The organism is Nocardia salmonicida, from assembly GCF_036142455.1.
Lineage (GTDB): Bacteria > Actinomycetota > Actinomycetes > Mycobacteriales > Mycobacteriaceae > Nocardia > Nocardia salmonicida.
Map to the genome: position 1 here is coordinate 3,337,996 of NZ_CP108014.1, position 24,149 is coordinate 3,362,144.

General features: G+C 68.3%; 24 protein-coding genes and 1 pseudogene. 14 read left to right on the top strand and 11 right to left on the bottom strand.

Going from position 1 to position 24,149, the window contains the following annotated elements; translation table 11 throughout:
* Positions 1-73 precede the first annotated feature (73 nt).
* Complete coding sequence (gene helR, locus OHS03_RS15825) at positions 74-2,266, top strand: RNA polymerase recycling motor ATPase HelR (RefSeq protein WP_328663596.1); 2,193 nt, start codon at positions 74-76, stop codon at positions 2,264-2,266.
* Between the two features lie 48 nt (positions 2,267-2,314).
* On the opposite strand, the gene OHS03_RS15830 is transcribed toward helR, so the two are convergent.
* From OHS03_RS15830 to OHS03_RS15840, 3 genes are read right to left on the bottom strand one after another with little or no spacing between them, the layout of a single operon-like run.
* Positions 2,315-3,598: an ArsB/NhaD family transporter gene (locus OHS03_RS15830; protein ID WP_328663597.1), complete on the bottom strand. Its 1,284-nt coding sequence runs from the start codon at positions 3,596-3,598 to the stop codon at positions 2,315-2,317.
* A 14-nt stretch (positions 3,599-3,612) separates the two neighbouring features.
* Positions 3,613-4,071, bottom strand: coding sequence for a CBS domain-containing protein (locus tag OHS03_RS15835; protein ID WP_056810038.1), 459 nt, complete (start codon positions 4,069-4,071; stop codon positions 3,613-3,615).
* 29 nt (positions 4,072-4,100) lie between these two features.
* On the bottom strand, positions 4,101-4,376 hold the full coding sequence (locus tag OHS03_RS15840) for a cation:proton antiporter regulatory subunit (protein WP_328663598.1): 276 nt from the start codon (positions 4,374-4,376) through the stop codon (positions 4,101-4,103).
* A 176-nt stretch (positions 4,377-4,552) separates the two neighbouring features.
* Between OHS03_RS15840 and OHS03_RS15845 the strand changes: the two genes are divergently transcribed.
* Positions 4,553-5,569, top strand: a complete 1,017-nt coding sequence (locus OHS03_RS15845) for a sensor histidine kinase (RefSeq protein WP_328663600.1) — start codon at positions 4,553-4,555, stop codon at positions 5,567-5,569.
* Positions 5,566-6,219, top strand: coding sequence for a response regulator (locus OHS03_RS15850; RefSeq protein WP_328663604.1), 654 nt, complete (start codon positions 5,566-5,568; stop codon positions 6,217-6,219). The genes OHS03_RS15845 and OHS03_RS15850 overlap by 4 nt, the downstream gene beginning before the upstream one ends.
* A gap of 49 nt (positions 6,220-6,268) precedes the next feature.
* Here the strand turns inward: OHS03_RS15850 and OHS03_RS15855 are convergent, their stop codons facing one another.
* Genes OHS03_RS15855 through OHS03_RS15865 form a run of 3 tightly spaced genes read right to left on the bottom strand, consistent with a single transcriptional unit; the run spans position 6,269 to position 8,494 of the window.
* Entirely contained in the window at positions 6,269-7,462 is a 1,194-nt protein-coding gene (locus OHS03_RS15855) for a cation:proton antiporter (RefSeq protein ID WP_328664252.1), read from the bottom strand.
* Between the two features lie 10 nt (positions 7,463-7,472).
* On the bottom strand, positions 7,473-7,955 hold the full coding sequence (locus OHS03_RS15860; protein ID WP_062983281.1) for a cation:proton antiporter regulatory subunit: 483 nt from the start codon (positions 7,953-7,955) through the stop codon (positions 7,473-7,475).
* Positions 7,956-8,014: 59 nt separating this feature from the next.
* A complete protein-coding gene (locus OHS03_RS15865) occupies positions 8,015-8,494 on the bottom strand; it encodes a cation:proton antiporter regulatory subunit (RefSeq protein WP_056810056.1) in 480 nt (159 codons plus the stop codon).
* 142 nt (positions 8,495-8,636) lie between these two features.
* Between OHS03_RS15865 and OHS03_RS15870 the strand changes: the two genes are divergently transcribed.
* A complete protein-coding gene (locus OHS03_RS15870; RefSeq protein WP_328663606.1) occupies positions 8,637-10,136 on the top strand; it encodes a SulP family inorganic anion transporter in 1,500 nt (499 codons plus the stop codon).
* Positions 10,137-10,388: 252 nt separating this feature from the next.
* Positions 10,389-10,724 carry an STAS domain-containing protein gene (locus OHS03_RS15875; RefSeq protein ID WP_062983277.1) on the top strand — a complete coding sequence of 112 codons (336 nt, stop codon included), beginning with the start codon at positions 10,389-10,391 and terminating at the stop codon, positions 10,722-10,724.
* A 63-nt stretch (positions 10,725-10,787) separates the two neighbouring features.
* Here OHS03_RS15875 and OHS03_RS15880 read toward each other — a convergent pair whose 3' ends face one another.
* Positions 10,788-11,825, bottom strand: a complete 1,038-nt coding sequence (locus OHS03_RS15880; RefSeq protein WP_328663608.1) for an LLM class F420-dependent oxidoreductase — start codon at positions 11,823-11,825, stop codon at positions 10,788-10,790.
* A 149-nt stretch (positions 11,826-11,974) separates the two neighbouring features.
* Between OHS03_RS15880 and OHS03_RS15885 the strand changes: the two genes are divergently transcribed.
* Positions 11,975-12,634 carry a cyclodeaminase/cyclohydrolase family protein gene (locus OHS03_RS15885; protein WP_328663611.1) on the top strand — a complete coding sequence of 220 codons (660 nt, stop codon included), beginning with the start codon at positions 11,975-11,977 and terminating at the stop codon, positions 12,632-12,634.
* Between the two features lies 1 nt (position 12,635).
* Here the strand turns inward: OHS03_RS15885 and OHS03_RS15890 are convergent, their stop codons facing one another.
* Positions 12,636-13,517: an NADP-dependent oxidoreductase gene (locus OHS03_RS15890; protein WP_328663613.1), complete on the bottom strand. Its 882-nt coding sequence runs from the start codon at positions 13,515-13,517 to the stop codon at positions 12,636-12,638.
* A gap of 78 nt (positions 13,518-13,595) precedes the next feature.
* Here OHS03_RS15890 and OHS03_RS15895 point away from each other — a divergent pair, with 78 nt between their 5' ends.
* The 3 genes and pseudogenes from OHS03_RS15895 (at position 13,596) to OHS03_RS15905 (ending at position 16,058) form a co-directional block, all read left to right on the top strand.
* Positions 13,596-14,036, top strand: a complete 441-nt coding sequence (locus tag OHS03_RS15895) for a winged helix-turn-helix transcriptional regulator (protein WP_328663616.1) — start codon at positions 13,596-13,598, stop codon at positions 14,034-14,036.
* A 276-nt stretch (positions 14,037-14,312) separates the two neighbouring features.
* Positions 14,313-14,684: pseudogene (locus OHS03_RS15900) on the top strand (L,D-transpeptidase); the annotation flags it as partial.
* A 111-nt stretch (positions 14,685-14,795) separates the two neighbouring features.
* Positions 14,796-16,058, top strand: coding sequence for a DUF8176 domain-containing protein (locus OHS03_RS15905; RefSeq protein ID WP_328663619.1), 1,263 nt, complete (start codon positions 14,796-14,798; stop codon positions 16,056-16,058).
* An 88-nt stretch (positions 16,059-16,146) separates the two neighbouring features.
* Here OHS03_RS15905 and OHS03_RS15910 read toward each other — a convergent pair whose 3' ends face one another.
* The gene (locus tag OHS03_RS15910) at positions 16,147-16,998 is read right to left on the bottom strand and encodes a bifunctional 5,10-methylenetetrahydrofolate dehydrogenase/5,10-methenyltetrahydrofolate cyclohydrolase (RefSeq protein ID WP_301901153.1); all 852 of its coding nucleotides are present in this window, start codon (positions 16,996-16,998) and stop codon (positions 16,147-16,149) included.
* A gap of 163 nt (positions 16,999-17,161) precedes the next feature.
* On the opposite strand from OHS03_RS15910, the gene OHS03_RS15915 reads away from it, so the two are divergent.
* Complete coding sequence (locus OHS03_RS15915) at positions 17,162-18,034, top strand: YdcF family protein (RefSeq protein ID WP_328663620.1); 873 nt, start codon at positions 17,162-17,164, stop codon at positions 18,032-18,034.
* Between the two features lie 64 nt (positions 18,035-18,098).
* The gene (locus OHS03_RS15920) at positions 18,099-18,905 is read left to right on the top strand and encodes a putative protein N(5)-glutamine methyltransferase (protein WP_328663623.1); all 807 of its coding nucleotides are present in this window, start codon (positions 18,099-18,101) and stop codon (positions 18,903-18,905) included.
* A gap of 95 nt (positions 18,906-19,000) precedes the next feature.
* Here OHS03_RS15920 and OHS03_RS15925 read toward each other — a convergent pair whose 3' ends face one another.
* Positions 19,001-19,828 carry an SDR family NAD(P)-dependent oxidoreductase gene (locus OHS03_RS15925; protein ID WP_328663624.1) on the bottom strand — a complete coding sequence of 276 codons (828 nt, stop codon included), beginning with the start codon at positions 19,826-19,828 and terminating at the stop codon, positions 19,001-19,003.
* Positions 19,829-19,858: 30 nt separating this feature from the next.
* Positions 19,859-21,433, bottom strand: coding sequence for a succinic semialdehyde dehydrogenase (locus OHS03_RS15930; RefSeq protein ID WP_328663626.1), 1,575 nt, complete (start codon positions 21,431-21,433; stop codon positions 19,859-19,861).
* 147 nt (positions 21,434-21,580) lie between these two features.
* On the opposite strand from OHS03_RS15930, the gene OHS03_RS15935 reads away from it, so the two are divergent.
* From OHS03_RS15935 to OHS03_RS15945, 3 genes are all read left to right on the top strand, one after another.
* A complete protein-coding gene (locus OHS03_RS15935; protein WP_328663627.1) occupies positions 21,581-22,261 on the top strand; it encodes a TetR/AcrR family transcriptional regulator in 681 nt (226 codons plus the stop codon).
* A gap of 91 nt (positions 22,262-22,352) precedes the next feature.
* Positions 22,353-23,054, top strand: coding sequence for a response regulator (locus OHS03_RS15940; protein ID WP_328663629.1), 702 nt, complete (start codon positions 22,353-22,355; stop codon positions 23,052-23,054).
* Entirely contained in the window at positions 23,051-24,088 is a 1,038-nt protein-coding gene (locus OHS03_RS15945; RefSeq protein WP_407942486.1) for a HAMP domain-containing sensor histidine kinase, read from the top strand. The genes OHS03_RS15940 and OHS03_RS15945 overlap by 4 nt, the downstream gene beginning before the upstream one ends.
* The last annotated feature ends 61 nt before the right edge of the window (positions 24,089-24,149 follow it).

The window sequence follows — 24,149 nt, forward strand, 5'->3', positions numbered from 1 at the left end:
GGGACTTGCGGCAAGGCCCCGTGGGTGCTGCACAATCATCCGGTCGCAGCCGAAAAAGTACAGTTAGGGGCCTATGTCAGCGCACGGGTACGAAGAGGAACGTCGGTCCGAGCGGAGCTATGTCGCCGGGTTGTACTCGCGCCTCGATGCCGAGCGGGCACGGGTGAAGGGCCGCTACGGCGCGGCCCTGCGCTCCAAGGGCGACTCCCCCATGGAGCGCGACAACGAGGTGCGGGCACTGGGCAAAGAAGTACAGCGCCTCGACGTGGCCGACAACGGACTGTGTTTCGGCCGACTCGACGCGGCATCGGGTGAGCGGTCCTATATCGGCCGGATCGGGCTGTTCGACGAGTCGAACGAGCTCGAACAGCTGCTGCTGGACTGGCGGGCCCCGGCGGCGCGCGCGTTCTACGTCGCTACCGCGGCCACTCCGGAGGGCATGCGCAGGCGTCGCCAGTTCCATACTCGCGGCCGTCAGGTGGTCGATTTCACCGACGAGGTGCTCGGCCGACCGGACGGGAGCGAGGGCGGAGCGGACGCCGCTCTGCTCGCCGCCGTCGACGCGCCCCGCGGGGACGGGATGCGCGATATCGTCGCGACGATCCAGGCCGAACAGGACGAGATCATCCGCCTCGAGCACCCCGGCGTGACCGTGATCGAGGGCGGTCCCGGCACCGGCAAGACCGTGGTGGCCCTGCACCGCGTCGCGTATCTGCTCTACACCCAGCGCAGGCGGATGGAGCGCCAGGGTGTGCTGGTGGTCGGCCCGAACCCGGCCTTCCTGAACCACATCGCCCATGTACTGCCCTCGCTGGGCGAGACGAATGTCGTGTTCGCGACCACCGCCGACCTCGTGCCCGGGTTGCACGCGAGCGCGGAGGACACCCCCGAAGCCGCCCGCCTCAAGGGCTCGCTGCCGATCCTGGACATCCTGGCGGCGACGATCGCGGATCGCCAGCGCCTGCCCGAGGCGCCGCTGACGATCGCGCTCACCGACGTGACGGTGCGGATCGACGCCGCGACCGCGGAGTGGGCCAGGCAGGAAGCGCGAGAGAGCGGCCGTCCGCACAACGAGGCGCGCGCGGTGTTCACCGAGATCATCACCTACGTCCTCACCGAACGCGCGATCGCTCGGATCGGCGAGGGGTGGCTGACTCGTGACGACACCGAGGCGTGGGAACAGCTGCGGGCCGACCTGCTCCGCGAGCTCGCCGAGACCGACGAGTTCACCGCGGCGATCGATCGGTGCTGGCCGGTCCTGCGCCCGGAAACCGTGCTGTCCGAGCTGTATTCGTCGCACGATCGTTTGCGCGCGGCGGGTGCGGACGAGGTGCTGTGGCGGGCCGACGGTGGCGCGTGGACGGTGTCGGACGTGCCGCTGCTCGACGAACTGGTGGACCTGCTCGGCCGCGACAAGGCCGCCGACGACTCCGCCGAGCGCGAACGCAAAGCCGAGGCCGAGTACGCGGCGGGCGTGCTGGACACCCTCATCAGCCGCGAAGACCTGATGGACGACGAAGACCATCTGCTCGCCCAGGACATGCTCTTCGGCGAAGACCTCGCCGAACGCTTCCTCGAGCGCGACACCCGCGAACTCGCCGACCGTGCCGCGGCGGACCGTGATTGGACCTACGGGCACGTGGTGGTCGACGAGGCCCAGGAACTGTCGGCGATGGATTGGCGGGTGCTGATGCGGCGCTGCCCGAGCCGCTCGTTCACGATCGTGGGCGATCTCGCGCAACGCCGGTCGGCGGCGGGCGCGACCTCGTGGGCCACGATGATGGAGCCCTATGTCCCCGGCCGGTGGATCTATCGCTCCCTCACGGTGAACTACCGCACCCCGGCGGAGATCATGGCGGTGGCCGCCGACGTGCTCGCCGAGTTCGCACCCGACGTCCGACCGCCGGATTCCGTGCGGTCCTGCGGTGTCGCACCCTGGTCCCGCCGGATCACCGCCGACGAGTTGCCCACGGCGATCGAGGAATTCGTGCGAAACGAGGCGGGCCGCGAGGGGACGAGCATCGTGATCGGCCCGCCGGGTGTACCCGGCACGGTGCCCGCGTCGGAGACGAAAGGCCTCGAGTTCGACGCCGTGCTCGTCGTGGATCCGCAGCGAATCCTCGCCGACGGACCACGGGGCGCCGCCGAACTCTATGTCGCGCTCACTCGCGCCACCCAGCGTCTCGGCGTCGTGCACCAGAGCCCGTTGCCCGAGTCGATGCGTGGACTCACCGCGGCCCAACCGGCAGAACAGCTGCAGGCGTAGCGATTTCAGCATGTTCGCCTCGTGTGAGAACCGTTGCGGGACAACGGCTCAGAAGTAGCGGATCCAGACGTAGAGCCAGGCGATGAAGCAACTGAGCATCGTGACCGACATGCCGTACTTCGTGAACTGCCAGAAGGTGATCCGCTGCCCAGCGCGAGCGGCGATCCCGAGTGCGACCACATTGGCGCTGGCCGCCACCGCCGTGCCGTTCCCACCGAAGTCGGCGCCCAAAGCGAAGGCCCACCACAGCGATCGGCCGGTAGCCGGATCCGGCGCACCCGCGACGATGTCTTCGACCACCGGCGCCATGGTCGCGGTGTAGGGGATGTTGTCGACGAACGCGCCCAGGATCGCCGAGCCGAAGACCAGGGCTGTCGCGGCCAGGAAGTAGTCGTCACCGACCCACCCGATCGCGGCGTCGCCGATCGTGGCGATCACCCCGGTGTGCACCAGGCCGGCCACCATCACGAACAGGCCCATGAAGAACACCAGCGTGGGCCACTCCACCTCCTGCAGGATGTCGCCGATGTCGAGGCCGGAGACCAGCACCATGATGCCCGCGCCGACCAGCGCGATCACCGACGGCGCGACATGCAGCACACTGTGCAGGCAGAAGCCGACGACCACGCCGGTGAGCACGACCATCGAGCGCACCAGCAGCTTCGGATCACGGATCGCGCGTCGTTCCTGCAACGCCATCACCGTGTCGACCGAGGTGGGATCGGTGCGCAGTGCCGAGCGGAACAACACCCGGGTGAGCGCGACGAACAGCACGAAGGTGATCACCACGATCGGCGCCATGTGCACGAGGAAGTCGTTGAACGTGAGCCCGGCCCGGCTGGCGATGATGATGTTGGGCGGGTCGCCGATCAGCGTCGCCGCGCCGCCGATATTGGACGCGAGCACCTCGGCGATCAGGAACGGTTGCGCGGCGAGGCCGAGGCGTCGGCACACCACCAGCGTCACCGGGGCGACCAGCATGATGATGGTGACGTTGTCGAGAAACGGTGACGCGACCGCGGTGATCAACATCAGCATCACCATCAGGCGATACGGGTTGCCCCGCGAGCGCTTGGCCGACCAGATCGCCAGGTAGTCGAACAGGCCGGTCTGCTTGATGACACCGACGATGATCATCATCCCGAGCAGCAGGAAGATGACATTCCAGTCGATGCCCTCGTGGGCGGAATAGAAGACTTCGTCACCGGGGATCAGGCCGAGCAGGGCCATCGCGCCCGCGGCGATCAGTACGGTCTTGACCTTGTCTGCCTTCTCCGTGGCGATGAAGAAGAAGGCGACCACGAAGATGACGACGGCAAGAGCTGCGGCCATGCGCGGCGTGGCGTTCAGTCGCCGGGGCCGACGACAGCGAGGCTGGTCAGCAACCGTTCCAGGGTGATCGCGCCGCGCAATGTGCGCGAGCGGTCGACCACGGCGATGAGCGGACTGTGCTTGCGCGCCATCAGGATCGCGATTTCCAGCAGGGTCGCGTCGGGCGTGACGGTGACCGGTTTGCTCGCGCCGTCGGGCAGACAGTCGCCGACGGTGAGGCTGCCCGGTTCCTGCCAGAACAGGTCGGCGTGCACCTCGTCGATCGTGCGGACCAGCGTCGGGTCGTCGTGGTAGGAGGCGGGAATCGCCAGGCGCAGCACCTGGGTTCCGGGCAGGACCGCCACCGGCCGGTCCAGCTCGTCGACGACGATCAGACCGGGCAACCGGTTGACGACCATCAGCCGGACCGCGCGGGCGACGGGGTCGCTGATACGGACGGTCGGCAGGTTCATCGCGATATCGCGTGCACGCATGGCATGACTCCGGGGGGATTCGACTGTGCTCACGGGTGTGCCTTCCGTCCGGTCAGGAGGTCGAGGCGTTGTTCGAGGCGAGTGAGCCGGTCGCCGAACGGCCGCGAATGCATGAGCTCGGCGACCTGATCGGCTTCGTCGGGTTCCAGCTCGATGTCGACCGTTGGTTCGTCGCTGCCGCTCGCGTAGGCGAGCAGGCGTCGCGCTCCCGACGAGTGCGTCAGCAGGGCGAAGCGGGTGCCGTGGCGGGTGTGGAAGCTGTGCAGCACACCTGCTCCCGGGATCGTCGTCCGGTCGATATCCATGGCCGGCGGTCCTTCCTCGGCTCGTCGAAAGCGTCTGATCCGAGTCTGGTTCGCGCAGGTCGCGGGCACTATCGGCGGTGACACCCATTTCGTGGACCGGTCCGGCGGGGTAAACGGGTGCGGGATGGGTGCGGGGCACCATGGACAGAAGGTGAAAGCGTCAGCATGCTGGTGTCATGAACCGTCTCGCAACGCTGCGAGCAGGACGCTCGCGGCGAATCCGAACGCCGGTGACGGCGTTGTTCTGGCGGATCTGCTTGCTCAACGGCGTGATCTTCACCCTCGGCACACTGATCCTGGCCTTCTCCCCGGCTACGGTGTCGGCCCGGCTGCGCCTGACCGAGGTACCGGTGCTGGTGATCGGACTCGCGGTGATCCTCACGGCGAACGCCGTGGCCCTTCGCACCTCGCTGGCTCCGCTCGACGAGCTGGTCGCCTCCATGCGCCGCGTCGACCCGCCCCGGCGCGCGGTCCGCCTCGAACGCGGTGCGAGCGGGGACTTCCATCAGCTGATCGAGACCTTCAACGCGATGCTCGACCGCTTGGAAGCCGAACGGTCGGTGGCCGGTGGTACCGCGCTGGCCGCGCAGGAGGGTGAGCGTCGGCGCATCGCCCGCGAACTGCACGACGAGATCGGCCAGAGCCTGACCGTGGCGCTGTTGCGTCTCAAACGCGTCGTCGACCGGGCGCCCGCCGAGCTGCGTGCGGAGGTCGAGGCGGCGCAGGAAACGGTGCGTGGTTGTCTGGACGAGGTCCGTGGGATCGCCTCGCGGCTGCGGCCCGATGTGCTCGAAGACCTCGGTCTGCACAGCGCGATCACCGCGCTGTGTCACGAATTCAGCCGCACGGCAGGCATTTCCGTGCGTCGAGAGGTCGATCCCGCGATCAGTCGCCTCGACCCCGATATCGAACTCGTCTGCTACCGGGTCGCGCAGGAGAGCCTGACGAACGTATTGCGCCACGCGGGCGCCGACGAGGTGACCCTGCTGATCGCGGCACGCGAGAACACCGTGATCCTCGAGGTCACCGACAACGGTCGCGGCGGCGCGGTCGAGGACGGGGCGGGCATCCGTGGAATGCGCGAGCGCGCCATGCTGATCGCCGCGACGCTGACCATCACCTCCCCGATGTCGGGCGGCACGGCGGTCGAGTTGGTCATCCCTGTGCTGTCCCGTGATGAGGTACCTGCATGAACGCGCCCACTCGGATCCTGCTGGCCGACGACCACGCGCTGGTGCGCAGCGGTTTGCGGATGATCCTGGACAACGAGCCGGACCTGCTCGTCGTCGCGGAAGCCGCCAACGGACTCGACGCGGTCACCGCGCTCGCCGACGACAGCATCGACCTGGTGATCCTCGACATCGCCATGCCGCGGATGACCGGCATCCAGGCCGCCCGCGAAATCACCAGGAACAACCATCCGGTACGCATCCTGATGCTGTCGATGTACGACAACGAGCAATACTTCTTCGAGTCGCTCAAGGCCGGCGCCTCCGGCTACGTCCTGAAGTCGGTGGCCGATCGCGACCTCATCGAGGCGTGCCGGGCGACGATGCGTGGTGAATCGTTCCTCTACCCCGGCGCGGTCACCGCCCTCGTGCGCGACTACCTCCAACTCGCCCGGCAGGGCTCGGCGCTGCCGGAAACGATCCTCACCCCCCGTGAGGAGGAAGTGCTCAAGCTGATCGCCGAGGGGCACTCCGCGCGCGAGATCGCCGCCGAGCTGGTGATCAGCGCGAAGACCGTCGACCGGCATCGCGCCAATATCCTGCAGAAACTGGGCCTGCGTGACCGGCTCGACCTGACCAGGTACGCCATTCGCGCCGGACTGATCGAGCCGTGAGAACGCCGAAGGCCCCCGCGAACGATCGCGAGGGCCTCGTCGAGGTCGGTCATTCCGCGAGCGGGTCGACCTGCACACGCTGCTTGCGACCGACCACCAGGCGCATCACCGGTTCCACGATGCGGGCGCCGATCGGGCCGATGATGGCCATCAGGAGCACGTACGTGGTGGCCAGGGCGGCGAATTCGTCGGGTACCGCGCCCGCGGCGACCGCGAGGCCCGCGATGACGATCGAGAATTCACCGCGCGCCACCAAGGCGGTACCGGCGCGAGCCCGGCCCAGTTGCGAGGCCCCCGCGCGCTTGGCCGCCCACCACCCGGTGGCGATCTTGGTGACCGTGGTGACCACCGCCAGCAGCACCGCCCAGCCGAGCACCGGCGGAATACTCGCCGGATCGGTGCTCAAACCGAACAGCACGAAGAACATCGCCGCGAACAGGTCGCGCAGCGGTTCGAGGATCTTGGTGGCGTCGTGCGCGGTCGAATCCGAGATCGCGATACCGAGCAGGAACGCGCCGACCGCCGCCGACACCTGCACCGCCGAGGCGATACCCGCCACCAGCAGCGCCGAACCGAGCAGCTTGAGCAGGAAGATCTCCCGATCCTCACTGGCCACGATCGCCGAGACATATCTGCCGTAACGCAGCGCGACGACGAGCACCACGGTCACCGCGACCAGCGCGATTCCCACGGTGGTCATCCCGGCCACGAACCCGACACCGGCCAGCACCGCGGTGAGCACCGGCAGATACACCGCCATCGCCAGGTCCTCGAACACCAGGATCGACAGAATCGTCGGCGTCTCCCGGTTGCCCAGTCGACCCAGGTCGTTGAGCACCTTGGCGACGATGCCCGACGAGGAGATGTAGGTGACGCCGGCCATCGCGATCGCCCCGGTGGGCCCGAGGCCGAGCATCAGCGCCACGATCACACCGGGTGTCGCGTTGAGCACCAGGTCGAGCAGACCCGCGGGCCACGATTTGCGCATGCCGGTGACCAATTCACCGGCGGTGTATTCCAACCCGAGCAGCAACAGCAGCAGCACGACGCCGATCTCGCTGGCGATGTGGATGAAGTCCTCCACCTCGTGCAGCTCGATCAGCCCGCCGGTACCGAAGACCAAACCCCCGAGCAGGTAGAGCGGGATCGGCGAGAGGCCGATGCGAGCCGCGATGCGCCCGAGTACGCCCAACCCGAAGAACACAGCCCCCAGCTGGATCAGTGCCAGCGCGGTTCCACTGATCTCCACCGGCTCAGCCGTCGGTGAGGATAGAAGCGGCGGCGTCCAACCCGGCATTCGTGCCGACCACGACGACCATATCGCCACTGGCGAACACGAACTCCGGTCCCGGCGAGGCCAGGACCTGCCCCGCGCGCAGGACCGCCACGATCGAGGCGCGCGTCTTGGTTCGCAGCTCGGTATCGCCCAACCGCCGCGACGCGTACGGCGAATTCGGCGGAACCAACATCGATCGCGTGCTCACTCCGTCGAGTTCGCGATGTTCTTCGCGCAGCTGCGCGACCAACTGGGGTGCGCCGAGCAGGCTCGCCAGCGTGCGGGCCTCGACAGCGGACAGTGGAATCTGGACGGTCGAATCGGGGTCGCCGACCTTGGTGAAAATCAGGTCGGTACCACCGTCGCGGTGGTCGACGATGCCGATGCGGCGGTCCACCTTCGACAGTGAAAACTCTTTGCGGACACCGATTCCCGGCAGGGACGTCACTTCTACATTCATGGGATCACCTAACCTCAGCTAGGGATACCTTACCTGCCCTTTACTATCCGTATGGATTCTCAGCCCGCGCCGAGCAGCCTTCCGGCGGCGTCGAGGCCCTCGTCGGTGCCGATCACGACGACCAGGTCACCGGAGACGAAGGTGAAATCGGTCCCCGGTGAAGGAGTTACCTCACCCGCGCGCACCACCGCGACGACCGAGGCCTTGGTGCGTGTGCGCATCTCGGTGTCACGCAGGGGGCGACCGTCGAAGGGGCTGCCGCGGTCGATCGCGAACTGCCTGGTCGACAGCTCGCCCGCGCTGTGGGTCTCCCGCGTCTTCTGCACCACCTGCGGCGCGCCGAGTAACCCGGCGAGCACGCCGATCTCGGTGTCCGACAGGGGAATCGACGTCGTCGAGTCGTAGTCACCGGCGCGCGAGACAACCAGGTCGACGGAGCCGTCACGATGCTCGATCACGCCGATCCGGCGACGCGCCTCCGCCAGCGGAAAGTCCTTGCATACGCCGATTCCCGGTAAAGGCGTCACATCGATGTTCACGCCCTCACAGTACGACGACATCGGAATAACACCAGCCCCTACCCTGCACACCCTCGTACACCGGCCACGTCCCCGACCTGACGCATAGTTAAGGTCAGCGATTGCCGGATCACCCGGCACCTGTCAGGGAACGGAGTTCGGGATGGCCGCGACGGCACCTCGATCACATCGAGACGACATCTCGGTGCTCGCGGCGCTACGCAGCCCGAGACGACTACGGACCGAAGTGCTGGGCGGACTGATCGTCGCGCTGGCCCTGATACCCGAGGCGATCTCGTTCTCGATCATCGCCGGGGTGGATCCGCGAGTGGGGCTGTTCGCCTCGTTCACCATGGCGGTGACGATCGCGTTCACCGGCGGCAGGCCCGCGATGATCTCGGCGGCGACGGGCGCGGTGGCGCTGGTGATCGCGCCGGTGGTGCGCGAGTACGGGATCGACTATCTGATCGCGACGGTGCTGCTGGCAGGGGTGTTCCAGATCGTGCTGAGCGTGGTCGGGGTGGCCAGGTTGATGCGCTTCATTCCGCGCAGCGTGATGGTCGGATTCGTCAACGCGCTGGCCATCTCGGTCTTTCTGACTCAGCTCCCGTACCTGATCGGGGTGCCGTGGCTGGTGTATCCGATGCTGGCGGTGAGCCTGGCGATTCTGGTGTTGCTGCCGAAACTGACCACCGCGGTGCCCGCGCCGCTCGTCGCGATCGTGGCACTCACGGCGGTGACGATGGCGTTGTCCCTGGATGTACCGAATGTCGGTGACGAGGGCGCACTACCGAAGAGTCTGCCCTCGCTCGGGATACCGGACGTGCCGTGGAATCTGGACACACTGCGGATCATCGCGCCGTTCGCGCTCGCGATGGCGCTGGTCGGGCTGCTCGAATCGCTGATGACGGCCAAGCTCGTCGACGACATCACCGATTCGCATTCGGACAAGACCCGCGAGGGCTGGGGCCAGGGCGTGGCCAATCTCGTCACCGGGTTCTTCGGCGGGATGGGCGGGTGCGCGATGATCGGCCAGACCATGATCAACGTCAAGGTCTCCGGAGCGCGGACCCGGATCTCGACGTTCCTGGCCGGTGTCTTCCTGCTCGGGTTGGTCGTCGGACTCGGTGGACTGGTGGCGCAGATACCGATGGCGGTGCTGGTCGCGGTGATGATCATGGTGTCGGTCGGGACCTTCGATTGGCATTCCATCGCACCGAAGACATTGCGGCGCATGCCCGTCGCGGAGACCACGGTGATGCTGGTGACCGTGCTCGTCACCGTCGTCACGCACAATCTGGCCTACGGCGTGATCGTCGGGGTGCTGGCCGCGATGGTGGCGTTCGCGCATCGGGTCGCGCACTTCACCGAGGTCGTGCCGGTGCCCACCGCCGACGACATCCGCGTCTACAAGGTGCGCGGCGAGCTGTTCTTCGCCTCCAGCAACGATCTCGTCTATCAGTTCGACTACGTCGACGATCCGGCGAACATCGTGATCGACCTGTCCGAGAGCCACATCTGGGACGCCTCCACCGTCGCCGCGCTCGACGCCATCACCACCAAATACGCGAGCAAGGGCAAGCAGGTGGAGATCATCGGGCTCAACGCCGCGTCCGAAGCTCGCCACGTTCGCCTGTCCGGCCTCGGCGGCGGCGGGGCCTGAGGACCCGACGCGCCATTTGCCGACGGGGTTCGGGCACCATCGGCGCACGTCCGACCGCGGTTCTGCCCGTAAAGGCGCTGGCCGAGCAGGTCGACGACGGTCGAACACGCGCGGTCGAGTACCTCGGCGCGACCGCGGCCGATCATGGCGATCGAGCGGCGAACACCCCTGTGGCTTGCGTATTCGGGCGAAGTTGTGTGTTGTTGAACAGTGACCAACTCTTCCGGAGACGCGTATCCACTCACGGACACGATGACCACCACGACGGCGGTACACGACGGCGTCACGGTGCTGACGGTGACCGGCGAGGTCGACCTGGCGACCGCACCCGCCCTCGACGCCACCATCGAGGCCATCCTGGCCGATAAACCGGCGGCGCTGGTGATCGACCTGACCGCGGTCGGGTTCCTGGCGTCGGCAGGCATGGCGACGCTGGTCGCCGCGCATCAGCGGGCAGGCGAGACCACCTCGATCGCGGTCGTGGCCGACGGACCTGCCACCAGTCGTCAGCTGAAGATGACGAGCCTTGACCAGGTGTTCGCCATGCACACCACCCTGGACGCCGCGTTGGCGTCGTTCACGTCCTGACACAACACAACGCGCCGCCGCCCGGGAATCTCCGGACGGCGGCGCGTTTGTCGTCGGTGGGTGTCAGCAGAGCGAGCGCAGCTGCTCGATCAGCTTCACCCGGCCTGCCGCGTTCTCGGCGATCGGCGTGACGTTGAGCGTGGTGACGCCCGCCTCGGCCATCGCCGCGATGCGCTCCTTCACGAAGCCCTCCGGACCGATCAGCGACACGTCGCGCACCAGTTCGTCGGGCACGGCCTGGGTGGCCCCCTGCTTGTCACCGGCCAGGTACAGCTCCTGGATGCGGTCGGCGGCTTCGCCGTAGCCGTACTTGGTGGCGAGGGTGTGATAGAAGTTCTTGCCTTTGGCGCCCATGCCGCCGATGTAGAGCGCCAGGTGCGGCTTCACGAACTCGAGCAGCGGAGTGACGTTCTCACCGATCGCCAGTGCGGGACCGGCGAAGATGTCGAGCTCGCCCAGCGCCGGATCACGCTTGGCCTTGCCCGCGGCGAGCGCGTCGCCCCACACGTCGTTCGCCTTCTCCGGCAGGAAGAAGATCGGCTGCCAGCCGTTGGCGACCTCGGCGGCCAGCTCCACGTTCTTCGGGCCGAGCGCGGCCAGCAGCACCGGAATGTCCGCGCGCACCGGGTGATTGATCAGCTTGAGCTCTTTGCCGAGGCCGGTGCCACGCTCGGCGGGCAGCGGGATCTGGTAGTACTTGCCCTGGTAGTTGAGCTTCTCGCGGCGCCACACCGTGCGGCAGATTTCGAGCAGTTCGCGGGTGCGGCCGATCGGGGCGTCGTAGGGAACACCGTGGAAGCCCTCGATGACCTGCGGGCCCGAGGCGCCGATGCCGAGGATGAACCGGCCGTCGGAGACGTAGTCCAGGCCCGCCGCGGTCATCGCGGTGAGGCTGGGGGTCCGGGTGTAGAGCTGCAGGATGCCCGAGGCCAGCTGCACTCGCTCGGTGCGGGCGGCCAGGAAGCCCAGCGCGCTCACCGCGTCGAACGAGTACGCCTCCGGCACGAAGACGATGTCGAGGCCGGCGCGTTCCAGGTCGGCGACCTCGGCCGCCGTCTCCTTGAAACCGTCCGTGTAGTTGATGCTCAATCCGATCCGCATGCACCCAACATAGCCCCGGACGACGCGCCGACCCCGACCGGTCGGTCTGTCGGCACAGGTGCTGGTCGAGCGGGGTGCGTGGGCGGGCACGCGGTAGCGTTGGGAGAAGATTCCACGCAATTCTCGCCGCATCGAAAGGCCACCCCGTCGTGTCGCAGCCCACCGTGTCGCCGCAGCAGATCGCCCCCTCCTTCGGTTCGGTGACCTTGGAGCACTACCTGTCGGAGCTGGCCGCGAAGGTGCCCGCCCCCGGTGGCGGGGCCGTGGCCGCGCTGCATGCCGCGCAGGCCGCCGCACTGGTGGCGATGGTGGCGCGCTACACCACTCGGGCCAAGGACGCGGACAACCGGCCGGTGATCGACCAGATCATCGTGGCCGCCGATGCCGCGGTGGCCAGGTCGCTCGCCCTCGCCGATGCCGACGCGGCCGCGTTCACCGCCGTCGGCGCCGCCTACAAGCTGCCAAAGGACACCGACGCCGAGATCGCCGCCCGCACCGCGGCGATCAACGCCGCCCTCGTCGAAGCCGCGCGCGTACCCGCCGCCGTGGTCGACGAGGCCGACGAGATCCTCTCCCTGGCGGCCGAACTGCTGCCGATCGGCAATCCGAACGTGGTCACCGATATCGGTGCCGCCGCCGACGCCGCCCGCGCCGCGGCGATGAGCTCGCAGCTCAATATCGAGATCAACGTCGGGTCCCTGCCCGCCGACCTCGGCGACCAGTTCGCCGCTGCCCTGCTGCACGTCGAGACCATCGCGGCCCGCGCCGACGCCCTGCACGGCGACGTGCTGCACGCCGTACGGGGCTGAGTCAGCGGTCCGCGGTGAGCACGAGCTTGCCGCGGACCCGGCCGGATTCGCTGCGCCGATGCGCGGCGGCGAGTTCGGTGATCGGCAGGATCTCAGCGATGTCGACGGTCAGCTCGCCGCGGTCGACCGCCGCCGCGAGCTCGTCGAGCGCGGCGGTCGTCGGTTCGACATAGAGCCGATGCACTCGCGAATCCGGATGTGTCGGCGGACCTTCGGCGGCCACCACCCGACCGGTATCGCTCAGCACGGTCAACGACCGGTCCGTGTAGTCGCCGCCGATCAGATCCAGCACCAGGTCGACCTCGCGCACCGCGGTGGTGAAATCGGTGGTCGGGTAATCGATCGGTTCGGTGACGCCGAGTCCACGGAGATAGGCATGGTTGCCGCTGCGCGCGGTGGCCGCGATCCACGTGCCGCGCCGGGCGGCGATCTGCACTGCCAGATGCCCGACCCCGCCGGCCGCAGCGTGCACGAGGACCCGCTCCCCCGACCGCACCGAAGCCAGTGCCTGCCAGGCGGTGACCCCGGCCACCGGAAGCGCGGCCGCGTGGACCGGGTCGATCGAGACGGGGACGCGCGCCAGCCGACTCTCCTGCGCCAGCACGTATTCCGCGTTGGCGCCGCCGAACACCATGCCGTACACGGCTTCTCCCGGCGCGAACAGCGTCGCGTCGTCGCCCACCTCCGCGACCACGCCGGACACATCGAGTCCGAGCACGAGCGGTGGCTCACCCAGGCTCCGGATCAGGCCGCTGCGCACCTTCCAATCCGCGGCGTTGACGCTGGTCGCCACGACCCGCACCACCACCTCCCCCGGACCTGGCGTCGGGCGCGGCGCCTGCACGCGCTCGAAGACGTCGGGTCCGCCGAATGATCTCTGCACGATCTGCCACATACCGTCGAGTCTGCGCCGACCGGTGTCCCAGCGGTAGTAGGCACCTTTCGGATACCGTGGTACCTCATGGATACCGTGGGTGAGCAGAGTTCGGTCGAGGCGTTCCTTCGTGACTGCCCCGCGCGGCAATTGCTGTCGGTACTCGCCGACAAATGGGTCCTACTGGTGCTCGGCAGCCTGCGCGAGGCCGGCGGGCCGGTGCGTTTCAACGAACTGCGCAGACGCCTGGACGGCATCACCCAGAAGGTGCTCACCCGCACACTGCGCGACCTGGAACGTGACGGCCTTGTCCGACGCGAGGTGTTCCCCACCATGCCGCCCCGAGTGGAATACGGCATCACCGCGCTCGGGGCCGATCTGGGGCGGATCAGCCAGGCGATGGGCGCCTGGGTGGTCGAACACCACGCAGAGATCACCGCCGCCAGAGCCGAATTCGATGCCGCGCGCAGCGCCGAACCGGCCCCGGTGCCGCAACCGGGGCGCTCGGCATCACCGATCTCGAAGTGAGAACGTTCCATCGGGGCCCCGACCTGCGCGAACGCAAGACGACACACCGGTGGACCCGACGGCCGTTACCACTTCGATAGGTCGAGTTGATCATGGCGGCCTAGACTTGGAATCCGCCTACGAGTGAGTGAAGGGGTGGCGTTTATGAGGAGCGCATTTCGTTTCCTGTTCGTCGCGATCATGGCGGCAGTATTAGCCGCGTCCTGGTCGGGAGCCGCGTCCGCGGACCTGATCGGAGGCCAGCGCACCCAGTACGGCGGTGGCACGTACGCAGAGGCGAATCTGTCGACGCACACCTTCACGGTGAGCCAGGGTGGACAGGTTGTGCGGGTGATGCCCGCGTCGATGGGCAAGCCCGGTTTCGAGACGCCCACCGGCACCTTCAGCGTGCTCGAGAAGGATCGGGCGGTGGTGTTCGACTCACGCACGATCGGCATTCCGCTCGACGACCCGGAGGGCTACATCGTCGACGGTGAATACGCCGTTCGCCTCACCTGGGGTGGCGTGATGGTGCACTCGGCGCCGTGGTCGGTGGACTCGCAGGGCAACGCCAATGTGAGCCACGGCTGCATCAACCTCGCCCCCGACGACGCCGCCTGGTACTTCGAGAATGTCGGCATCGGCGACGAGGTCTATATCCACTGGTAAACATTTTCCCTCGTGGCATTCGGCGAACGCGCCGTCAGGGCAGTATCGTGCCCGTAACGAAATCGTTGCGGGACATACCCTGACGGCGACGAGCCTGATGAAGGTGGGGCGATGGATCGACCGGATGCGCACAGACCGATCGGGGCTCGACAGCACGACCCGGGATCGGCAGGTGCTCCGCTCGCTGCTGTCACCCCGATTCGGCGCTCACGCGACCTCGGCGCGCCACGGCCTCGTCGGCTGAGCGAGCAGCCGACGAGCGGTGCACGTCATCGCATCGAAGGTGGACCCACGACACCGGCCGGTATTCCGGTCATCTCGGCGGCCGCCATTCGAGAGGCCGAGACCAGCGGGGTCGTTCCGGCGGACGCTACCGTCACCGATCGGCTGCCCGTTGTCGGCGGAAAATTCGATCCCGGTGCGCGTCACCGTCTCCCGGACACCCCGTTCTCGATGAGCGACAACGGACCCGACACCGATCAACTGCCGATCATCACCTCGCCGACCCCGGGGTGGGCGACCCTCGAACATCCCACACCCAGCTACGGCGCTGCGGTGACTCAGCATTCGCGTTCCACACCCGAGGACCGTGGTGCGGACACCTTCCCACCGCGACCGTCGTCCGATTACCGTGGTGCGGACACCTTCCTGCCGCGACCGGCCTCCCCGTACCGTGGCACGAACACCTTCCCACCACGCCCCGCACCCGATTACCCCGACACGGACGCCTTTTCGGCACCCGCCCCTTCCGAGGACCGCGGTGGCGAGAATGAGCCTTCGCGTACCGCACCCGACTACAACGGCAACGACGAAGTCTTCGCGCGGATGATCGATCGCTCCAAGCGACGGCGCGTGCCCCGATGGGTCGCACCGCTGGTCGCCTCGGTGGCAGGCGCCGTCCTTCTCGGCGGCACCTACGTCCAACTGCGCGGGCCCGCACCGGCATCCACGGCGGCGAGCACTCCCCTGGCCCCGAGTTCGGTGAGCCCGGTGACGGCCGAGTGCCCCACCGAACAGATCGGCGCCATGTCCCGGGGCAACGGCGCGGGCGGCACCGAGTCCGGCATCGCGGCGATCCTGGCCTTCCAATACGCCTATTACGTGGCGCGGTCCGGTGATCAGGCTCGGACCCTCGTGGCTTCCGATGCCGTCGCGCCCTCCGCGGCTGCCATCCAGGCCGGGATCGACTCCACCCCGGTGGGCACCACGCACTGCGTGGAGATCACCCCGGGCGCCTTCGCCGATCAATACCTCGTCAAGATCACCGCGTTCCGACCGGATTCGGCGCCGAGCACCTACACACCGCAGCTGGTGGGGACCGCCGAAATCGGCAACAAAACGTTGATCACCTCGTTCGGAGCGGCACCGCGCTAGACCCGGACGAGGGCCCGCCTCACGACGCGGCCTCGGCAGCCGAACCGTCAGCGGTGGGGCGGTACCACAGCTCTCTCGTGAAAAGTGTTCAGGCGCGGGCTTTTTCGGCGGCGACGACCACATGGCGCATGAGCAGCGCGGTGGTCACCGGGCCGACACCACCGGGAACGGGGCTCAGCGCCGCCGCCTTGCCGATGACCGACGCCGCGTCGACATCGCCCACGATGCCGCCGTCTTCGGCTTCGTTGGTGCCCACGTCGATCACCACCGCACCCTCGCCGATGTGCTTGCCGGTGACCAGGCCGATCCGGCCCGCCGCGGCGACAACGATGTCCGCGGGGGTGGTGACCGCGGCCAGGTCGGCGGTGCGTGAGTGCGCGACCGTGACGGTCGCGTTCTCGGCGAGCAGCAGCTGAGCCAGCGGCTTGCCGACGATATTGGAGCGGCCGACCACGGTGACGAGACGCCCCTGCAGCGCGATGCCGTGATGCTTCAGCAGCTCGACGACGGCTTCGGAGGTGGCGGGGACGAAACCGTCGAGGCCGGAGGCGAGCAGGCCGAGCGACAGCGGGCTGACGCCGTCGACGTCCTTGGTCGCGGCGATCGCGGAACTCACGTCGTCGAGGTTCACGCCGGCCGGCAGCGGGGTCTGCAGCATGATCGCGTCGGTGGCCGGGTCGGCGCTGCGCGCGCTCAGTTCGGCGCGAATCGTCTCGGCGCTCGCGTCGGCGCCGAGATCGATGCGCTCGCAGGCGATTCCGAGTCGTTCGGCGGCCTTGCGCAGGGAGTTCACGTACCAGGCGCTCGCCGGGTCGTCGTTGGCGACGATCAGCGCCAGCGTCGGCGCGGTGCCCGCGGCGGTGAGCGCGGCCGCGCGCTCCTTCGAGTCGGCGTTGATGGCGGCGGCGAGTTCCTTGCCGGTCAGCGAAGCGGTATCCACGGTGAGTCACCTTATCCGCCGCCGGGCCGACGGCCTGTCGCCGGGCCGCGACCCGCGCAAGCTGGTCGAGATCCACCGGGCGCCGGACGAACGGCCGTAGGGTGTCGGCAGCTCTGCTCTGCCAGCACGTACCGAACCGTTCGCGGGAAGGGTTGCGACTGACTTGAAGATCTCGAGGAACTGGAAACAACTGGCCGCCGCCGTCCTGGCGACCGCCGCATTGACGGGCGTCACCGTGGGCCCAGCCGCCGCGGAAGCCGATGTGACAGCGCTCTACAACTCGGCGCAACGGCATTTCACCGACGGTGACGACGCCGCCGGACGTGCCGACCTCCGCGCCCTCATCGCCGCCGATCCCCATGATGCCGACGCGCTCGCCCTCCAGGCGATCTGGTCGCACTACGCAGGCGATCCGGCCGCGGTCGGTGACGCACTGACCAGGCTCGGCGGAATCGACGCGGGCATGGCGGCGCGCACCAACCACGTGCTGCACGCGGTGACCGCTGCCGCCGCCACCCTGCCCAACCCGCTGCCCGCGCTGGTCGGTCCGCAGACCGGCATCGTGGTCCTGGGCTACGGCCTGCTGCCCGACGGCGCGCTGCGACCGGAGTTGGAGAACCGGCTCACCGCGGCGTGGATACAGGCGATCGCCGCGCCGTTCTCACCGGTCATCGTGACCGGCGGCAATCCGCAGAACGGCATCTCCGAGGCCGAGGCGATGCGGCGCTGGCTGACCGCGCGCGGGCTGCCAGGCGATCGGATCCATGTGGAGGATCGGGCCGGGTCGACGGTGCAGAACGCGCTGTTCAGCACCCGGCTGCTGCGCGATCTCGGTGCGACCAGCGCGGTGGTGGTGACCTCCCCGAACCACATTCGCCGCGCGGTCGCCGACTTCATCGTGGCGGGAACGCAGGTGGTCGGGGCGATGACCTCGCTCGAACAGCTGGTTTCCCAGTTGCCCCCGCCCGCGCGCAGCGCCCAGCGCGGGATCTACCTCGACGCGACCCGCACCTTCGAACTGGACACTTCGCGCTGAGCCGTCGCGTCGCGACCACCGCCTGCGGTGAAAATTCGTTTGCCAGGTCAGGAACAATCGGCGCATGAGCGGTTCCGGTTTTCCCGAGGTGGTCGTGACGTTGCGGCGTGCGGGATGCGTGTTCGCCGAGGACGAGGCCACGCTGTTGATCGAGGCGGCGGCAGGCGATCCTCGACGGCTGGACGCGTTGGTGGGACAACGGGTCTCGGGGACTCCGCTCGAATATCTGCTCGGCTGGGTGGAATTCCGGGGACTGCGGGTCGGCGTGCGACCGGGGGTTTTCGTGCCGCGTCAGCGCACCGCGTTCCTGGTGGAGCAGGCGGTCGACGGTGTCGCGCCCGGCACGAAGCGAGCCTGTGTGGTCGACCTGTGTTGTGGCTGTGGGGCGCTCGGGCTGAGCGCGGCGACCGAGCTCACCGCGCGGGGGTGCGATGTCGAGCTCGTCGCCGCTGATATCGACCCCGTGGCCGTCGCCTGCGCCCGCGAGAATCTCGCACCGATGAGCGCGCCGGTATTCGGCGGCGATCTGTTCGACGCGCTGCCGGGTGACCTGCGCGGGCGCATCGACGTCCTGCTCGCGAACACACCGTATGTGCCCAGTGCCCGGGTCGCGGACCTGCCGCCGGAGGCACGCGAGCACGAACCGCTCACCGCGCTCGACGGTGGCGAGGACGGGCTCGATATATTCCGGCGGGTCGCCGAGGGTGCGGCCGCATGGCTGGCGCCGGGCGGCACCGTGCTGGTGGAAACCGGTGCGGGACAGGTCGATATCGCGTGCTCGGTGCTCACCGCGCACGGTCTCGTACCCCATGTGGCGGAGTCCGAGGAGTATTACGCCACCGTGGTCATCGGTACCCGAGATCCTCGCTGATCACGACCCCACCACCGCCGCCGCCCGAAAAACGACGATGCCCCCGTCGAACGATCGCCTTGCGACCGGTCGACGCGGGCACCCGCACCGAATGTCTACTTGCGCCCGGTGAACTGATCCATCGAGTGGTACACGCCCACCGCGTTCAGGTAGAAGTCGCGAATCTTGATCGGCAGCAGACCGGTCAGTGCCCGGTTCATCCGCGAGGTCCACGGGAGCACCACCAGGGCGCCGCCCTTCTTCATCTCCGACCACGAGGTGTCGACGACCTCGTGCTGCTCGAGCATCGGCGTGAACAGAATGCCCTTCGCGCCGTCGAACATGCCGGTGTTGATGTAGGTCGGACAGACCGTGGTGACCTTCACGTGGTCGTGGCCCGCCTGCTCGAGCTCGAGGCGCACCGAATCCGACCAGCCCAGCGCCGCCCACTTCGACCCCGCGTAGACGGCCATGCGCGGGTTGGCGACCAGACCGGCCGACGACGCGATATTGAGCACGCGCGCCTGGCCCGCACCGGCGACCATGCCGGCCAGGAACTCCAGGGTGACGTACATCGGGGCCAACGAGTTGATCGCCATCGTCTTGTCGATGTCGGCGCGGTTCTCGGTTTCCCAGAAGTAGGTGTTGCCACGCACGATGCCCGCGTTGTTGACGAGGATGTCGATGCCGCCGACTTCCTTGCGCACCGCCTCGCCAGCTTCGCGGATCGAGTCCTGTGAGGACACATCCACCACATAGTGGTGCACCTTGCCGCCCGCGGCGGTCAGCTGCGCCGCTGTCTCGCGCAGCGCCAGCTCGTTGACATCCCACAGCACGACCGCGTCGGCGCCTTCGGCAACGGCCTTCTCGGCGAACAACTTCCCGAGCCCCATCGCCGCGCCGGTGATGAGAACCCGCTTGCCTGCGACCGTTTCCAACTTCATCTCTCGCTACCTACCCCTGCTCGTGTTCGGCTACTTCTGGCGCAGTGTCTTCATGACACCGAAAACCACCGTCATCGTCTTGGCCCACATCTGCTCGGACATGCCGGGCAGCGGCGCGATCGGCAGCAGCCGCTGGACCGCGATGGTCTGGGTGTCGATGTACTTCAGCAGGCCTTCCGGACCGTGGCGGCGCCCCTGACCGGAGATACCGAGACCACCCGAGGGCGCGTCGACGCTGCCCCAGGCGGCGCTGAAGCCCTCGTTCACGTTCACCGAACCGGCGTTGATCCGGGCGGCGACTTCCTTGCCACGGTTCACGTCCCGGCTCCACACACTGGCGTTGAGGCCGTAGGCGGTGTCGTTGGCTGCCTCGACGGCGGCCTCGTCGGAGTCGACCTTGTACACCGAGACGACCGGGCCGAAGGTCTCCTCGCGGAAGACCGTCATGCCGGGCGCCACGTCCGCGAGCACGGTGGGCTCGTAGAAGTACGGACCGAGATCCGGGCGGGCCCGGCCACCGGCGAGCACCTTGGCGCCCTTGGCGACCGCGTCGTCGACGTGCCCGCTGACGGTGTCGAGCTGACGCTGGAAGGTCAGCGAACCCATGTCCCGGCTGTAGTCGAGTTCGCCGCCGAGCGACATGTTCTTGACGTTGCCGACGAATTCCGCGACGAACTGGTCGTAGACCGAGGCGTCGACGTAGATGCGTTCCATCGACTCGCAGAGCTGACCGGCCGACGAGAAGCACGCGCGCACAGCCAGTTTCGCCGCCTTGGAGACATCGGCGTCGGCCAGCACGAGCAGCGGGTTCTTGCCGCCGAGTTCGAGGGAGTAGCCGATCAGACGTTCACCGGCCTGCTGGGCGATGGTCCGGCCGGTCGCGCTGGAACCGGTGTAGTCGACGTAGTCGGCGCGCGCGATCACGTCGCCGCCGATCTCGCGACCACGGCCGAGCACCGCCTGCCACAGACCGCGCGGCAGCCCGGCCCGCTCGGCGGCGTCGATGGCCCACAGGGCGGTGAGCGCCGTCTGGTTGTCGGGGCGCGCGATGACCGCGTTGCCCGCGAGCAGAGCGGGCAGCGCGTCGGAGGCCGCCAGCGCGAGGGGGTAGTTCCACGGCGAGATGACCGCGACGACGCCCTTGGGCCGATTGTGCACCTCGACCGAGGTGAGCACCGGCAGCACGCCGCGCGGCTTGCGCTCGGCGAGCAGTTTGGGGGCGACTGTGGCGTAGTAGCGCGCGTTCAGCGCCACGTCGGCGATCTCGTCGAAGGCGTGCGGACGGGACTTGCCGGTCTCGGTCTGCACGATGTCGAGGATGGTGTCCTGCTCGGCGAGCACGATGTCGTGGAAGCGGCGCACGATCTCGGCGCGCTGCTTGACGCCCACCTTGGCCCAGTCCCGCTGCGCGTGCCTGGCGACGGCGAAGGCGCGCTCGATATCGGCGACCGAGGACTGCGGCAGGTCGCCGATCTTGTGGCCGGTAGCCGGGGCGAAGACCGGAACCGACGGGGCGCCGCCGGCGACTCCGCGTTCGAACAGGGGCTTGACCAGCGCGGCGGGCAGCGCGGCGGGTTCGGCGGTCAGCTCTGGGGCTGTCGTCATTGTCGGCCCTTCTCCTCAACAGATGGATCGCGCGGAACAGGTCGCGCACGTTCAGGTTATTTACTGAACACTAGTGTTAGATTAATGCCAGCGCCAGGGTTCGTGTCAAGCTTTCAAGGTGTGTTCACCAGCGGTGAGGGAGGTGCGATGACCGAGGAATCGACGGCGGTGCGTCGCGGGCGCCCGCCGCAGACCCAGGAGCAGGCCGAGGAAGTGCGCGCCAGGATCGTCGAGGCGACCGCAGCGGTGTTCGCGCGCACCGGCTCGCGCGGGTTGAGCGTGGCCCAGATCATCGAAGAGGCCGGGCTGGCCAGACCCACTTTCTACCGCTATTTCGGCAACGCGTCCGAGCCGCTGCACGCGGTGCTCGACGCGTCCAACGACGGCCTCGTCGGCGGCATCCGCGAGGCACTCGCCGGGACCGACGAACCGGTTCAGCTGGGCATCCGGCTGATCGACGCGTATGTGGACTGGGCCCGTGGGCACGGCCCGATGCTGCGACCCTTGTTCGCCGAGCTGCACGATCCCGCTTCGGTCGTCTCGGGCTATCGCGAACGCGCGCTCGACGATATCCGCGATCTGGTGCGCAAGACCTTCGGCGACCTCGGCCGCCCGGTACCCGCACCGCTCGACCTGGACGCGGCGCTGCACGTGTGCGAATACATCGTCTACCGGCTCACCGCAGGCAGCGAGCCGGGCAGCGATCCCGATCCGGCGCTGGCGTCCGAGGCCAGGGTGACCATGATCCGGGTCCTGCTGGTCACCCTCGGCACCCGCGACGATCTCGCCTACGCGATGGAACTGCCCGGTCTCTTCCCGGATCCGTAGCGCCTCGGGTTCCGCGGCAGCGGGTGCACTCCACACAGAATCTCCACATTTGGCGTCGCAACCCTCCACACCCGCTCGCTAGGGTCGCACCATGGACAACAGTGGGGGCGGGACAGGACAGGCGGTACGCCGGATCCTGGTGGTCGATGACGAGGTGACGATCGCCGAGTCCGTGGCTGCCAGGTTGCGGGCCGAAGGGTTCACCGTCGACCTGGCACACGACGGGCCCGCCGCGGTGGCGGCGGCCCTCGCGGGGGAACCCGATCTGGTGGTCCTCGACGTGATGTTGCCGGGGTTCGACGGGCTGGAGGTGTGCCGTCGGATTCAGGCCGAGCGCCCGGTGCCCGTCCTCATGCTCACCGCGCGCACCGACGAGACCGATCAGCTCATCGGACTAGGTGTCGGCGCCGACGACTATCTCACCAAGCCGTTCTCGATGCGGGTACTCGCCGCCCGCGTGCACGCGCTGTTGCGGCGCGTGGAACGGGCCGCCGAGCGCGGCGACCACAGCATCATCGTCGGTGATCTGCGCATAGATCTCGCCGAGCGCCGGGTGTGGCGCGGCGACACCGAGGCACGGCTCACCCCACTGGAATTCGACCTGTTGACGCGACTCGCGCAACGTCCGCGGGCGGTACTCGCCAGGGAACGGTTGCTCGAAGACATCTGGGACTGGTCCGACGCGGCGGGCACCCGGGCGGTGGATTCGCATGTGAAAGCGTTGCGACGCAAGCTCGGCGCCGATCTCATCCGTACCGTGCACGGTGTCGGGTATGCCCTGGACGCCCGATGACGGCGCCGGAACGCACCACGGCGTTGATGGATCGGATCGCCGACGTGCTGCCGCGGCCACTGGACCGACTGCGGTCGATCAAGCTCAAACTGGCCGTGTTGATGTTGTGTTCGGGCGGTGTGGCGTTCGGGTACTTCCGGCTGAAGATCGGCTGGCTGCCGCCGCGCACCACCGTGGCCGCGATCGGGATCGCGCTGCTCACCTCCCAGTTCCTCGCGCACGGAATCACCCGGCCACTCCGCGAGATGACCGCAGCAGCGCGGCGGATGGCTCAGGGCGACTACAGCTTTCGCGTGCGGGCAACCTCGCAGGACGAAGTGGGTCAGCTGGCGACGGCGTTCAACCAGATGGCCGCCGACCTGGCCGCCGCTGACCGGCAACGTCGTGACCTCATCGCCAATGTGTCCCATGAGCTGCGCACCCCGGTGACCGCACTGCACGCCGTCCTGGAGAACTTGGTCGACGGCGTGAGCGAACCAGACCCGGCGACGCTGCGCACCGCGCTGGCCCAGACCGAACGCCTCGGTCTGCTCGTCTCCGAACTCCTCGACCTGTCCAGCATCGAAGCGGGGGCGTTCACGCTGGATCGCGAAGTCCTGCCGCTGACTCCGCTGTTGGCGGAGGTGATCGCCGAAGCCGAGGTGATGACCGCCGCGCTCGGCCGCGGTGTCCGGTTCACCACATCGATCGAACCGGCTTGCGCGACCGTGTTCGCCGACCGGGCGCGCCTGCACCAGGTGCTGTTCAACCTGCTCGACAACGCGGCCAGGCACGGTCCGTCCGGCGGTGAGGTCCGCGTCTCGGCGTCGACCGGACCCGAGGGGACCGTCCTCGAGATCCAGGACGACGGCCCCGGCATTCCGGAAGCCGAGCGCGCCACCGTCTTCGACCGTTTCACCCGTGGCGGGCGCACCGACGGCGGCGGCACCGGTCTCGGCCTGGCCATCGCCCGCTGGGTGATCGACCTGCACGGCGGCTCCATCGCCGTCGCCGACCCCGGCTCCCGCATGCGCGTCGTCCTCCCCACGGACTGACTCCTACATCCACATCACCCTCCCGGCACCTCGGTGCCGGGACGAATTCGCACACCTCCAG